The sequence below is a fragment of the Microbacterium sp. genome (assembly GCF_032084865.1).
GTDB lineage: Bacteria > Actinomycetota > Actinomycetes > Actinomycetales > Microbacteriaceae > Microbacterium.
The window spans coordinates 1-10,983 of sequence record NZ_DAMDLU010000095.1; the positions used below are offsets into that span (position 1 = coordinate 1).

Below are 10,983 nucleotides of genomic sequence, written 5' to 3' on the forward strand. Positions count from 1 at the left end.
GGGTGATCGACCGCGGCCCGTCCGGCGGCGACGCGGGCGGGCGGATCGTCGCGACCGGAACCCCGGATGCCGTCGCCGTGGCATCCGGCAGCCGCACCGCTCCCTACCTGGCCGCCGCGCTCGCGCGCTGAGCCCGCGCCCGGCATCCGATGGCAGGATGCCGGTATGACCGCACCCCGCACCGTCGTCATCCACGTCACCACCGACCCCGCCGACGTCGCGCGCTCGATCAACTCGGCGCGCATCCTGCACAAGGATCGGCCGGAGCACCGCATCCGGATCATCGTCAACGGGCCGGCGATCACGGGCGTCACGCGCGACGCCGACCCGCTCGCCGTCGACAGGCTGCCCGCGGGCGCGGCGATCGAGGCGTGCGAGGGCGGCATGCGCGCGCACGAGATCACCGAAGACGACCTGCAGCCCGGCATCCGCACCGTCCCCGCCGCGATCGTCGCGCTGACCGATGCGCAGTTCGAGGGCGCGGCGTACATCCGGCTGTGAGCCCGACGGTGTAACCCAGCGCGCGCGACGCGGCAACCCCCTGCCCGACTCTCGGCTGCGGCGGCATCGTGGTGAGCCACGACGCCCGCAGTCGGCGGGCGACTGGAGGGAGCAGGCGATGACCGACACGACCGATGACCGCAAGAAGGTCGCCGAGCTGATCAAGGACTTCCGCTTCGCGATGTTCACCACCCGCAAGAGCGACGGCAAGCTCGTCGCCCGGCCGTTCACCGTGCAGGAGGCCGAGTTCGACGGCGACCTGTGGTTCTTGATCTCGAAGAGCTCGTCCCCTGCGGCAGAGCTCGCCGACGACGCCGACGTGAACGTCTCGATGAGCTCGAACGACGCATGGGTCTCGCTTTCCGGAACCGCGTGGCTGGTCGATGACCTCGCCAAGATCAAGGACCTGTGGAACCCGGTGGTCGAGGCCTGGTTCCCCGACGGACCCGACGACCCCGACGTGGGCCTGGTGCGCTTCACGGCGGAATCGGCCGAATACTGGGACACCCCCGGCGGCCGGATCGCCACGGTGTTCAGCTTCGTGAAGTCGAAGCTCACCGGTGAGCAGTACGACGGCGGCGAAAGCGGCAAGGTCGACCTCTGACCTCAGTCCAACATCGGCCCTTGCCGGTGTCGGTGGGCAGGACTAGGGTTCGAACACCGACACCGGCAAAGGAGCCGATCATGAGCGACACCTCTTCCTCCTCTTCCTCCTCCGACCTGTTCGGATCGAGCAGCGGGCCCGAAGGCCGCTCGATCGGCGACTGGACCGACCTCGGCCGCGAGATGTGGTCGTTCCTCACCGGCCGCGGCGCCGTCGTCAACTACGCGTTCGACGACATGACCGTCGAGGTGCCGCGTGACATCGGCCCCGACGCCCCGCGCGCGACGTGGAAGATCAACGGCACGCTGCGTGTGACCACGAGCGACAACACCCTCACCTCTGAGACCGGCGCGTACACCGACCAGGACTCCAGCCCCTCGGCGGGCTGAGTCCGCTGTGGGGCACGGGCCATGATCACCGTCGACGTCGACCTCACGGTCGCGCTGCTCGGAACCGACGACGAACCGCCCTTCTCGGTGAAGATCACCGGCCACGGTCGGCGCGTGAACGTCTTCATCAGCGATCCCGAGCGTCTTCCCAGCGTCCACCGCGCGCAGCTGCACGAGGTCGACGCTCTCGCCAGGCAGCTCGCTGCCCAGGGGCTGACCGTGCGGATCGAAGGTCCACAAGGGCCCATGATCGAGGTGGGCGACGTGCGTCGCAGCATGCTCTCGCGCCTGGCCACCGGGTCATCGCACATGCGCCTCGGATCGCTGAGCGCGCTCAATAGCGTGCGTCGCATCCAGTCCTCCCGTACCCTGCCGCCCATCCCCTCCGTCGCCCGGGTGCTGCTCCCGCTGGCACCGACCTTCGAACGCAACCGCCCACGGCGGGTCATCACCACCACCCATTACGCGTGGGGCGCCGGGCATCCGCGGCTCATCTTCACCGTCGATGCCGAGCAGTGGGACGGCGTCGCCCCGAAGGTGTTCGATCTCACCTCCGACAGGATCACCATCGGCTCGTCGTCGTGCGACCTCGTGCTGCCCGATCTCGAATCGATGCACGCCGAGATCCGTCACGAGCCGGGCGACGAATACGTGCTCTACGCCACGGGAGCGGTCGGCGGAGGCGCGTACCGCGAGCGCATCGGCGATGAAGAGCAGGGGCGCACCCTGCGCACGGGCGCCCTGATCACGATGGGCCGGTGGCGGCTCGCGTTCTTCCGCGAAGAGTACGCCGATCACGGACGCCCCTACGGCGGACGCCAGGGCGGCGAGTACGCGTACCAGCGTCCGCAGCCGTCGCGCACGCAGATGATGCGCAACCACGGTACAGCCGAGGGGCAGCCGCTGCGCACCGAGCCCGGCGCCGATCCGGAGCAGTACGGCGGCTAGGGCTTCGTAGGCGTCGAGCGAAGCGACGGCGCCTGTGGGCGTCGAGTGACCGGCAGGCCGAGAGCGTTGTGACGCGCCGGTAGACTGGACGGGCCCCGCCTCCCTCTTCTTCTGGAGCCCGCGTGACCACTCCTGCCTCTCGTCAGCATGTTCCCGACTCGGTCGAGAACGCCATCGCGACTCCTGAGAAGGAGCAGCCCTACGCCGCCCTCGGGCTCAAGCCCGACGAATACGAGCAGATCAAGACCATCCTCGGTCGGCGCCCCACCTCGGGCGAGCTCGCCATGTACTCGGTGATGTGGTCTGAGCACTGCTCGTACAAGTCGTCGAAGAACTACCTGCGCCGCTTCGGGCAGAAGGTCTCCGACGAGATGAAGGAACGGCTCATGGTCGGCATGGGCCAGAACGCCGGCGTCGTCGACGTGGGCGAGGGCTGGGCCGTCACGTTCAAGGCCGAGTCGCACAACCACCCCAGCTTCATCGAGCCGTTCCAGGGCGCCGCGACCGGCGTCGGCGGCATCGTGCGCGACATCATCTCGATGGGCGCCCGCCCGGTCGCGGTGATGGATGCCCTGCGCTTCGGCGCCATCGACCACCCCGACACCCCGCGCGTGGTGCACGGCGTCACCAGCGGCATCAGCTTCTACGGCAACTGCCTGGGCCTGCCGAACATCGGCGGCGAGACAGTGTTCGACGCCGTCTACCAGGCCAACCCGCTCGTCAACGCCCTCGCGGTCGGCGTGCTCCGCCACGAAGACCTCAAGCTCGCCAACGCCACCGGCGTCGGCAACAAGGTCGTGCTGTTCGGCGCCCGCACGGGCGGCGACGGCATCGGTGGCGCGTCGATCCTGGCATCCGACTCGTTCGACTCCACCGGCCCGACCAAGCGACCCGCCGTGCAGGTCGGTGACCCGTTCGCCGAGAAGGTGCTCATCGAATGCTGCCTCGAGCTGTACGCGCTCGAGCTCGTCGAGGCCATTCAAGACCTGGGTGCCGCGGGCATCTCGTGTGCGACCAGCGAGCTGGCCGCCAACGGCAACAGCGGCATGCGCGTCTCGCTCGACAACGTGCTGCTGCGCGACCCGTCTCTCACGGCCGAAGAGATCCTGATGAGCGAGTCGCAGGAGCGGATGATGGCGATCGTCGCGCCCGAGAAGCTCGACGCGTTCCTCGAGGTCGTGAACAAGTGGGAGGTCGAGACCAGCGTGCTCGGCGAGGTCACCGGCGACGGCCGCCTGATCATCGACTGGCAGGGTGAGCGCATCGTCGACGTCGACCCGTCGACCGTCGCCGTCGACGGCCCCGTCTACGACCGTCCCGTCGCCTACCCGACATGGATCGACGCGCTGCAGGCGGATGCCGCCGAAGACCTTCCCCGCTCGAACGAGCCCGAGGTGCTGCGGGCGCAGTTCCTCGCGATGCTCGGCTCGCCGAACCTCGCCGACACCAGCTGGATCACCAACCAGTACGACTACTACGTCGGCGGCAACACAGCCCTCGCCTTCCCCGACGACGCCGGCATGGTGCGAGTCGACGAGGAGTCGGGCCTCGGCTTCGCCGTCTCGACCGACGCCAACGGCCGCTACTGCCAGCTCGACCCGTACGCGGGTGCGCAGCTCGCCCTCGCCGAGGCGTACCGCAACGTCGCCGTCACCGGTGCCACGCCCACGGCGATCACCGACTGCCTCAACTTCGGCTCCCCCGAGAACCCCGAGGTGATGTGGCAGTTCGGGCAGACCGTCGACGGTCTGGCCGACGGATGCTATGAGCTGGGCACCCCAGTCACCGGCGGCAACGTGTCGTTCTACAACCAGACCGGCGACGTGCCGATCCACCCGACGCCGCTGGTCGGCGTGCTCGGCATCATCGACGACGTGTCGCGTCGCATCCCGTCGGGCTGGCAGGATGCCGGCGACAACATCTACCTGCTCGGCGTCACCTCCACCGAGCTGTCCGGCTCGGCCTGGGCCGACGTCGTGCACGACCACCTCGGCGGTCTGCCACCGAAGGTCGATCTCGCCGGTGAGCGTCGTCTCGCCGGGCTGCTGGGAGCAGCCCGCGAGGAGTGGCTGATCTCGTCGGCGCACGACCTGTCGGAGGGCGGCCTCGGCCAGGCCCTCGCCGAGGGCGTCATGCGCTTCGGCGTCGGCGCGCGCGTCTGGCTCACCGAGCTGATGGAGCGCGACGGAGTGGATGCCGCGACCGCGCTCTTCTCGGAGTCTGCGGGCCGCGTGATCGTGACCGTGCCCCGCGAGGAAGACGTGAAGTTCCGCGGACTGTGCGAGGGACGCGACTACCCGGTGCTGCGCATCGGCGTCACCGACACCGAGCCGACCCTCGAGGTGCAGGACGTGTTCACCTTCTCGGTCGACGAGCTGCGCGAGACCTCGCGCGGCACGCTGCCCGCCGTGTTCGGCCCGACCGTGACCGAGCCCGTCGCGTGACCGACGTGCACACCGACGAAGACTACGGCGATCTCGGTGAGCGCCGCAGCCGCCGCATCCGGGCCGTCGCCTGGGTCACCATCGTCGCGCTCATCGTCGGCGCCGGCGGGGTGACCGCGCTCACGCTGCTCGGCTGACGCGCGGGCGGGGGCTGGTCCCAAATGGTTGCCTCCTCGCGACCGAGGCGACCATATGGGCCCACCCTGCGAGAGGAGCCTCGCGCCCGGACGTGCGCCCCGCGCCGACTGGTCCCGAATGGCTGCCTCGCCACGCCCGACACGACCATATGGGCCCACCCGGCGAGAGGATGCCTGTGTCTCGGGCGTTCGCGTATCCCGCGCCAGGCATCTCCCCGGCTCCGCCGGATGGTCCCGAATGGCTGCCTCCTCGCGACCGAGGCGACCGTACGGGCCCACTCCGCGGGAGGGGCCTCGCGCCCGGGCGTGCGCCCCACATCCGCTGGTCCCGAATGGCTGCCTCCTCGCGACCGAGGCGACCATATGGGCCCACCCGGCGGGAGGGAGGCCTGGGCTCGAGCGATGCCTGGGCCCGAGGGATGCCCGAACACGACGCAGTCGAAGACGACGCTGACGAACGGAGCGCCGGGGGGAGTAGCATCCGGAGGCATGAGCATCCGCTTCGAGAACGTCGGCATCGCCGTGCGCGACCTCGACGAGGCCGTCTCGTTCTTCACCGCGCTGGGGCTCACCGTTCTCGGTCGCGACGAGGTCAGCGGTGAGTGGGCCGACACGACCGTCGGGCTCGACGGCAACCACGCGAAGATCGCGATGCTGCAGACTCCGCACGGCGACGGACGGATCGAGCTGTTCGAGTACGTGCATCCCGACGCGATCGAAACCGACCCGACGCTGCCCAACGAGATCGGCATGCACCGGATCGCGTTCTCGGTCGACGATCTCGACCAGGCGCTCGCGATCGCCGCGCAGCATGGATGCCACCCGCTGCGGGGCGTCGCGAACTATCAGGACGTCTACCGGCTGACCTACCTGCGCGGGCCGAGCGGCATCATCGTGATGCTTGCCGAAGACCTCACCCGCAAGTGACCAGGCCGCATCACGCCGTGTCGGACTGCCCGCGGTCGCTCGACTCGGACTTGCGACCGCCCGCCTCGAGCACGTCACCCGCCGGCAGCTCTTTGTGCCCGCCGAACTGCAGACGCATCGCCGAGAGCACCTGGTTCGCGAAGCGGTCTTCATCGCGCGAGGCGAAGCGCTCGAACAGGGCCGACGAGAGCACCGGCACGGGCACGCCCACGTCAACCGCCGCCTTGACCGTCCAGCGGCCCTCGCCCGAGTCGGAGACCCGGCCGGCGAGGCCGTCGAGGGTGGGGTTCTCGTTCAGGGCGGTCGCGGTGAGATCGAGCAGCCACGACGAGATCACCGAGCCGCGACGCCACAGCTCGGTGACCTTCGCGGTGTCGATGGGGAACTGGTAGAACTCGGGCTCCTCGAGCGGTGCGATCTCGGCGGAGTGCTCGGCCTCGCGCACTCCCGCGTCGGCGTTCTCGAGCAGGTTGAGACCTTCGGCGATCGCCGCCATGATGCCGTACTCGATGCCGTTGTGCACCATCTTCACGAAGTGTCCCGCGCCGGCCGGACCGCAGTGCAGGTAGCCCTGCTCCTCCGGAGCCAGCTCGCCGGTGCGACCGGGGGTGCGTTCGATCTCGCCGACGCCGGGAGCGATGGTCTTCAGCAGCGGCTCGATGTGCTGCACCGCGGCATCCGATCCGCCCACCATGAGGCAGTACCCGCGCTCGAGACCGAACACACCGCCGCTGGTGCCGGCGTCGACGTATTCGAGACCGAGTTCACGCAGCGCCGCCGCGCGGCGCACATCGTCGCGGTAGTTCGAGTTGCCGCCGTCGATGATGATGTCGCCCTCGTCGAGCAGATCCGCGACCTGCTCGACGATCGTGCCGGTGAGACCGGCCGGGACCATCAGCCAGATCACGCGCGGCGTCTGAAGCTTCGACACGAAGTCCTGCAGGTCACTGGCTCCGACCGCGCCATCCGCCTCGAGCGCCTTGACCGCCTCTTGGTTGACGTCGAACCCGACGCATTCGTGTCCGTCGCGCATCAGTCGGCGCACGATGTTGGCGCCCATGCGTCCGAGTCCGATCATTCCCAGCTGCATCATGTCTCCCGTCGATTGGCGTTCCCATCGTCACGCACGCCATGGGTGGCGGCAAGGCCCGTGCGGGGCGGGTGCGGATGTGGCATGCTTCGCGGTCGCGCGTCGGGTCGGGCCGGGGCCGCGCTGCGGCGCTACCTCGACCGGGAAGGCATCCGCCGCAGCACGTCGAAGAGCACCTTCAGCGTGAGCACCCCCGTGACCACCATGAAGAGGTAGCCGAACACCTGGAACAGCGTCAGCGTGTCGGTCAGCTGCGGGCCCACGCTGCTCGTGAGCAGCACGGCCGACATGATCCCGAAGACGCCGGCGAGGAACGCCACGACGACCAGTCCGGTGATCTCGCGAAGGAACGCCCGGTCACGGGCATCCGCCAGCATCCGCACGTTCATGCCGAACCGGCCCTCGGCGAGGTGCCCGGTGATCTGATCGACGCGATGGGGCATGCGCTTGATGAGGGGCAGCACCGAGACCGCCTCATCGGCGAGCGAGCGCAGCACGGCCTGCGGCCGCATCGCGTCGCTCATCCGGCGCTGCGCGTAATCGCCGGCCTCAGCGATGAGGTCGAACTCCGGCTCGAGCAGGCGCAGCGATCCTTCCACGGTCGCGATCGCGCGGAACGGCACGGTCAGCTCGGCAGGAACGGTCAGGCCCTGCTCCGAGAGGATCACGACCACCTCGGCGAACACCGAAGCATCCAGCCGCGAGCCGGGCCCGAGGCGACGGGACATGAACGACGACACGATTCGACGCAGCGCGCGTTCGTCCTGACCGTCGTCGAGGGTGACGAACGCGAGCAGCGAGTCCGCGAACGCGGCGGCGTCGCCTCGGGAGAATGCCGACAGCACGTCGACGATCCGCGCCCGCGTCTCGGAATCGATCCGACCGATCGAACCGAAGTCGAGAAGGACGACCTCGGCCTCGGCACCGGCGGCACCCTCGGAGATGACGATGTTCCCGGGGTGCAGATCGGCGTGGAAGACGCCCGCCTGCAGGATCTGGGCCAGCACCGCGGCGAGCAGTCGCCGAGCCAGTTCGCTGCGCTCGGCCGGGTCGAGCGCGGCCGCGGCCCGCGGATCACTGAGCGTGCGCCCCGACACGTGCTCCATCACGAGCATCCGTTCGCTGCTGAGAGCCGAGAGGCAGCGGGGGATGTGCACACGAGAGTCCGCGGGAAGGCTCTGCTGCACGGCGGCGAGCGCCGCCATGTTCACGGCCTCGAGGCTGTAGTCCAGCTCGTCGTGCAGGCTCTGAGTCAGGCTGTCGACCAGCGCTTCGACTCCGAACCTCTCCGCCCACTCGCTCGACCGGGCGAAGCGACGGGCCAGCCGCTGGGCGATGTCGATGTCCCGCAAGACCACCGCTTCGATCCCGGGTCGCCGCACCTTGACCGCGACTCGTTCGCCCGACTTCAGCGTCGCGACGTGGACCTGGCCGATGGATGCCGCAGCGAGAGGCTCATGCGAGAACGTGGCGAACACGTCGTCGAGCGGGCCGCCCAGTGAGGCGACCAGCTGCGCTTCGACGGCGCTCCACGGTGCCGGCGGCACCCTCTGCTGCAGGGCGCTGAGGGCATCGCGGAATTCCTGCGGCAGCACATCGGGACGTGTGGAGAGCAGCTGCCCGAGCTTGACGAACGCCCCGCCCGCCTCCTGCAGCGCCTCTTTCAACGCGATCGCCTGCTGCCGCCGCTCCCGACGGTGCTGCTCATCGGCACTGGACTCGAATCGGATGGCCAGCAGACGGTGCCGGGCGGCGATCCGCAGCAGCTGCATGTACCGCCGATTGCGTTCGAGCGCCTGGCGCGTCAGGGCCGGCCACTGGTGCGGCTGAGGCAGCGAGCCCTGCGGCACGAGGATCTCCGCGGCCACGAGAACCGCGATGGCCACGAGCACGATCACTCCGAGCAGAATCGGGATGACGGCGGGCGTGTACTCCGCTGCACGCCAGACGAACTGCGATTCGAAGCCGACACCCGCGCCGAGTCCGGCGAGGCCGGCGAAAATGATGCGCCCGCTGCTCATGCGCACCCCCAGCAGACGCCGCGAGAGCGCGCCGATGAGGAGCATGATGAGCACCGTGACGCCGACGATCAGGAGCGCATCGAGCACAATGGCTGAGAGATTCACACGCGGCCTCCGATGGGGAGAACTGTATCAATCCCCGGCGGATCGATCTCAGTTCACTCCAGTCGAGCGCAGTGCGCGCAAACCCACATCCGGGAGAAGACTGATGCGGGCGTCATCCGAACGTGTGATGCGGGGGCGGGACGCGGGAAGCCGGGGCCCGTCCTGGCGTCGTCGGGAGCCGGATGCCGGCGCCGCGGTGCGGCAGCGGGGCTAGGGTGGCGGGATGGCCGGCATCAGCAGGGAGTCGCTCGCCGCGCAGCGGGCGGATGCTGTCGCGCGCGCCGAGCATGCGGCATCCGCTCTGGCCGAACTCGTGCACGACCGGCAGGGGTCGAACGACGACGACGAGCACGACCCCGAGGGCGTCACCCTGTCGTCGGAGTGGTCGCGGCTGTCGGCGCTGGCCGACGCGGCTGCCGACGAGGTGCGGCAGTACGACGAGGCGCTCGAGCGGTGGGATGCCGGCGATTACGGCACCTGCGCGAACTGCGGGCAGCCCATCCCCGAGGGTCGTCTCGAGGTGCGCCCGTTCGCGCGGTTGTGCGTGCCGTGCGCCGAGAAGCTCGGGTGACAGCGCACGAGTGACCCCGTGCACCGGGACCCGGCGCGCCGTACGGGCAGGCCGCCCGCCTGCCTCAGAACCGAGACGAAACGGGGGCCGACACTCCAGATGCCGGAAGGATCGCGCGAGAACGTCCGACATCTGGCGTGTCGGCCCCCGAAGCGTAAGCGCCGGCGACGCCCCGGCACGCTGGCGACCCACCCCGAGGCGTAAGCCGCTGACGCCGCCGCCTCAGGCCAGCGTGAGGAACAGCTTCTCGAGCTCCGCCATGCTTGGGGCGCCGTCGTCGGCATCCTCGCCGTCGATCACGCAGTGCTTCAGCGCCGTGCTGATCACCGCGAAGCCCGCGCGGTCGATCGCCTTGCCCACCGCGGCGAGCTGGATCACGACGTCGCGGCAGTCGGCATCCGTCTCCATCGCGTCGATCACGGCGCTCAGCTGCCCGCGGGCGCGCTTGAGCCGGTTGACGACCTTGCGGATCTCATCGTCGGGTGCGGTGGTCATGCGGGCTCCTTCTCGAGAGTGCGATCGGCGGCGAGCATCCGGGTGCCCGCCTGCCAGGTGAAATACCCGCCGTCGAGGTTGCGCGCCTCGCGGCCGTGCTGACGCAGCAGGCGCACGGCGGTGTGCCCGCGCTGACCGACCTGGCAGTGCACGATCAGCTCTCCGGCGGGCAGCTCGTCGAGACGGCCGCGCAGGTGGTCGACCGAGATGTTCACGCTGCCGGGGATCGCCCCGGCCTCGTGTTCGCCGGCGCTGCGCACGTCGAGCACGGTCGCACCGGAGGCCACCGCGGCGGAGAGCTCGTGCCACTGCACACCCTCGGTCAGTCCGGTCGCGGCGTTGTCGGCGATGTAGCCGAGCATGTTCACCGGGTCCTTCGCCGAGGCGAACTGCGGTGCGTACGCGAGCTCGAGCCGGCTCAGCTGGGATGCGGTGAGCCCGGCCTGCATGGCCGTCGCGATCACGTCGATGCGCTTGTCGGCGCCGCTGCGTCCGATCACCTGCGCGCCGAGGATGAGGTCGGTGTCGGGATCGACGAGCAGCTTCATCGTCAGCCGCTCGGCACCGGGGTAGTAGCCGGCGTGGTCGGAGGGATGCGCGTGGATCACGCGGTAGGCGCGACCGGCATCCCGCAGCCGCTTCTCGCTCCACCCCGTCATCGCGACGGCGAGATCGAAGACGCCGACGATGGACGTGCCGAGCGCCGGCAGGGCGTCGGCGGGCGGCGCGTCGAGCAGCCCCACGTCGGCGG

Annotated in this window: 12 protein-coding genes; 8 read left to right on the forward strand and 4 right to left on the reverse strand. The window is 69.8% G+C overall.

All coding sequences use genetic code 11. The features are described from left to right. The first annotated feature begins 165 nt into the window (after nt 1–165). From RT309_RS10405 to RT309_RS10435, 7 genes are all read left to right on the forward strand, one after another. Nucleotides 166–501 carry a hypothetical protein gene (locus tag RT309_RS10405; RefSeq protein ID WP_313356822.1) on the forward strand — a complete coding sequence of 112 codons (336 nt, stop codon included), beginning with the start codon at nt 166–168 and terminating at the stop codon, nt 499–501. A gap of 118 nt (nt 502–619) precedes the next feature. Further along, on the forward strand, nt 620–1,105 hold the full coding sequence (locus tag RT309_RS10410; protein WP_313356823.1) for a pyridoxamine 5'-phosphate oxidase family protein: 486 nt from the start codon (nt 620–622) through the stop codon (nt 1,103–1,105). An 80-nt stretch (nt 1,106–1,185) separates the two neighbouring features. Next, nucleotides 1,186–1,494, forward strand: coding sequence for a hypothetical protein (locus tag RT309_RS10415; RefSeq protein ID WP_313356825.1), 309 nt, complete (start codon nt 1,186–1,188; stop codon nt 1,492–1,494). Nucleotides 1,495–1,515: 21 nt separating this feature from the next. Continuing rightward, nucleotides 1,516–2,442, forward strand: a complete 927-nt coding sequence (locus RT309_RS10420) for an FHA domain-containing protein (RefSeq protein WP_313356827.1) — start codon at nt 1,516–1,518, stop codon at nt 2,440–2,442. Between the two features lie 122 nt (nt 2,443–2,564). Beyond that, a complete protein-coding gene (gene purL, locus RT309_RS10425; protein WP_313356828.1) occupies nt 2,565–4,886 on the forward strand; it encodes a phosphoribosylformylglycinamidine synthase subunit PurL in 2,322 nt (773 codons plus the stop codon). Nucleotides 4,887–4,891: 5 nt separating this feature from the next. Then, complete coding sequence (locus RT309_RS10430; RefSeq protein ID WP_313356830.1) at nt 4,892–5,023, forward strand: hypothetical protein; 132 nt, start codon at nt 4,892–4,894, stop codon at nt 5,021–5,023. A 489-nt stretch (nt 5,024–5,512) separates the two neighbouring features. Continuing rightward, nucleotides 5,513–5,950, forward strand: coding sequence for a VOC family protein (locus RT309_RS10435; RefSeq protein ID WP_313356831.1), 438 nt, complete (start codon nt 5,513–5,515; stop codon nt 5,948–5,950). Between the two features lie 10 nt (nt 5,951–5,960). Here the strand turns inward: RT309_RS10435 and gnd are convergent, their stop codons facing one another. Both gnd and RT309_RS10445 read right to left on the reverse strand, forming a co-directional pair. Beyond that, complete coding sequence (gene gnd / locus RT309_RS10440) at nt 5,961–7,043, reverse strand: phosphogluconate dehydrogenase (NAD(+)-dependent, decarboxylating) (RefSeq protein ID WP_313356832.1); 1,083 nt, start codon at nt 7,041–7,043, stop codon at nt 5,961–5,963. Nucleotides 7,044–7,171: 128 nt separating this feature from the next. Next, complete coding sequence (locus RT309_RS10445; RefSeq protein ID WP_313356833.1) at nt 7,172–9,166, reverse strand: AarF/UbiB family protein; 1,995 nt, start codon at nt 9,164–9,166, stop codon at nt 7,172–7,174. Nucleotides 9,167–9,389: 223 nt separating this feature from the next. Here RT309_RS10445 and RT309_RS10450 point away from each other — a divergent pair, with 223 nt between their 5' ends. Beyond that, nucleotides 9,390–9,737, forward strand: a complete 348-nt coding sequence (locus RT309_RS10450) for a TraR/DksA C4-type zinc finger protein (protein WP_313356834.1) — start codon at nt 9,390–9,392, stop codon at nt 9,735–9,737. Nucleotides 9,738–9,959: 222 nt separating this feature from the next. Here RT309_RS10450 and RT309_RS10455 read toward each other — a convergent pair whose 3' ends face one another. Together RT309_RS10455 and RT309_RS10460 are read right to left on the reverse strand one after the other, a co-directional pair. Beyond that, nucleotides 9,960–10,232, reverse strand: coding sequence for a metal-sensitive transcriptional regulator (locus RT309_RS10455; RefSeq protein ID WP_313356836.1), 273 nt, complete (start codon nt 10,230–10,232; stop codon nt 9,960–9,962). Then, the coding region (locus tag RT309_RS10460) for a rhodanese-like domain-containing protein (protein WP_313356837.1) at nt 10,229–10,983 on the reverse strand (755 nt) is incomplete at its 5' end. The genes RT309_RS10455 and RT309_RS10460, both read right to left, overlap by 4 nt.

Bases quoted from the DNA above. Each gene is read 5' to 3' on its own strand.
- RT309_RS10410 (WP_313356823.1), top strand. From the start codon at position 620: ATGACCGACACGACCGATGACCGCAAGAAGGTCGCCGAGCTGATCAAG.
- RT309_RS10455 (WP_313356836.1), bottom strand. From the start codon at position 10,232: ATGACCACCGCACCCGACGATGAGATCCGCAAGGTCGTCAACCGGCTC.
- gnd (WP_313356832.1), bottom strand. From the start codon at position 7,043: ATGATGCAGCTGGGAATGATCGGACTCGGACGCATGGGCGCCAACATC.
- RT309_RS10420 (WP_313356827.1), top strand. From the start codon at position 1,516: ATGATCACCGTCGACGTCGACCTCACGGTCGCGCTGCTCGGAACCGAC.
- RT309_RS10415 (WP_313356825.1), top strand. From the start codon at position 1,186: ATGAGCGACACCTCTTCCTCCTCTTCCTCCTCCGACCTGTTCGGATCG.
- RT309_RS10435 (WP_313356831.1), top strand. From the start codon at position 5,513: ATGAGCATCCGCTTCGAGAACGTCGGCATCGCCGTGCGCGACCTCGAC.
- RT309_RS10450 (WP_313356834.1), top strand. From the start codon at position 9,390: ATGGCCGGCATCAGCAGGGAGTCGCTCGCCGCGCAGCGGGCGGATGCT.
- RT309_RS10405 (WP_313356822.1), top strand. From the start codon at position 166: ATGACCGCACCCCGCACCGTCGTCATCCACGTCACCACCGACCCCGCC.